A 1,581-nucleotide genomic window follows, 5' to 3' on the forward strand; every position below is an offset into this window, starting at 1 on the left:
CAGCCCCTCCATCGGCCAGCGACCTCTCTGCAGTCCCCGCAGAGCCCGCGGACCGGCCGAGGCCCGGCTGTCGGCGGCCGACCGGTGGCGGCGGCTGCTCGGCCGCGAGCCGGAGCGGCTGCCCGACGGCGCCCGCCGCTACGCCCAGGCCCTGGACGAGCTGTACGGCCGCGGCGGCGGCGAGGGCGACGCCGACCTCGACGGCGGCTCCGGCAACGGCGGCGGCCAGGAGGCGTCCTTCCCGACCGCCCGCGAGTGGTCGGAGGAGTTGGAGGCGCTGTTCGGCGCGGACGTCCGCGAGGAGGTGCTCGCCGACGCCGGGCACACCGGCCGCACCGACGTGCTCGCCGAGCTCGACCCGGCGTCCGTCCGGCCGTCGATGGAGCTGCTGACCTCGGTGCTCAACCTGGCCGGCGGCATGCCCGAGCACCAGCTGAACCGGCTGCGCCCGCTGGTGCGCCGCCTGGTCGACGAGCTCGGCCGCGAGCTCGCCACCCGGCTCCGGCCCGCCCTCACCGGCCTGGCCACCCCGCGGCCGACCCGGCGCCCCGGCGGCCGGATCGACCTGCCGCGGACCCTGCGGGCCAACCTGGCGCACACCCGCCGCCTGGACGACGGCCGGACGGTCGTCGTGCCCGAGCAGCCGGTGTTCAGCACCCGCTCGCGGCGGGAGGCCGACTGGCGGCTGATCCTGGTGGTCGACGTCTCCGGCTCGATGGAGGCCTCGGTCATCTGGTCCGCGCTCACCGCGGCGGTGCTGGGCGGCGTGCCGACCCTGTCGACGCACTTCCTGGCCTTCTCCACGCAGGTCGCCGACCTGACGGAGCGGGTCTCCGACCCGCTGTCGCTGCTGCTGGAGGTCAAGGTCGGTGGCGGCACGCACATCGCCGCCGCACTGGCGCACGCCCGTTCCCTGGTCACCGTGCCCAGCCGCACGCTGGTCGCGGTCGTCAGCGACTTCGAGGAGGGCTACCCGCTGGGCGGCCTGCTCGGGGAGGTGCGGGCGCTGGCCTCGTCCGGGGTGCACCTGATGGGCTGCGCGGCGCTGGACGACACCGGGACCCCGCGGTACTCGGTGCCGGTCGCCCGTCAGCTCGTCGCCGCCGGCATGCCGGTGGCCGCCCTCAGTCCCCTCGCCCTCGCCCGCTGGGTCGGCGACCGCCTCCGCGGGGAGGCCCGATGACCGGAGTACAGGCGATGACCGCTGCCGAGGACCTCCAGCTGCCGCCCGTCGCACCCGAGGTGCTGGCGGCCGCGGTGGAGTCGCTGACGTCCCGTCTGCGCAAGAAGCTCGACGCGGCGATCGAGCAGTACGCCGCCCTGCCCGTCGCCCCCGCGGCGGACGGACCGGGCGCCAGCGTCCGCTGCGGCGAGGACGCCGTGGTCACCCTGCTGCCCGGCCCGGGCGGCGCGGTGACCGAGGAGGGGCAGGCGCGGTGCAGTTGTCTGCTCGCCCCGCGCTGCCTGCACCGGGCGGCGGTGCTCGGCTGCTGCCCGATCGCCGACCCGCCCGCCGCCGGGGCCGCGGCACCGGCCGGGCCCGCGGAGCAGGCCGAGCCGGATGCGGCTCCGGCGGCGACG

At 77.7% G+C, this 1,581-nt stretch carries 1 protein-coding gene and 1 pseudogene; both read left to right on the plus strand.

Translation table 11 applies throughout. The annotated features are described in order from the left end of the window. On the plus strand, positions 1-1,183 hold a 1,183-nt coding region (locus ABD353_RS39540; RefSeq protein ID WP_344628560.1), incomplete at its 5' end, for a vWA domain-containing protein. Then, positions 1,180-1,581, plus strand: a pseudogene (locus ABD353_RS39545) (hypothetical protein); the annotation flags it as partial. The gene ABD353_RS39540 and the pseudogene ABD353_RS39545, both read left to right, overlap by 4 nt.

Origin of the sequence: Kitasatospora arboriphila (assembly GCF_039528095.1) — a bacterium.
GTDB classification, from domain to species: domain Bacteria; phylum Actinomycetota; class Actinomycetes; order Streptomycetales; family Streptomycetaceae; genus Kitasatospora; species Kitasatospora arboriphila.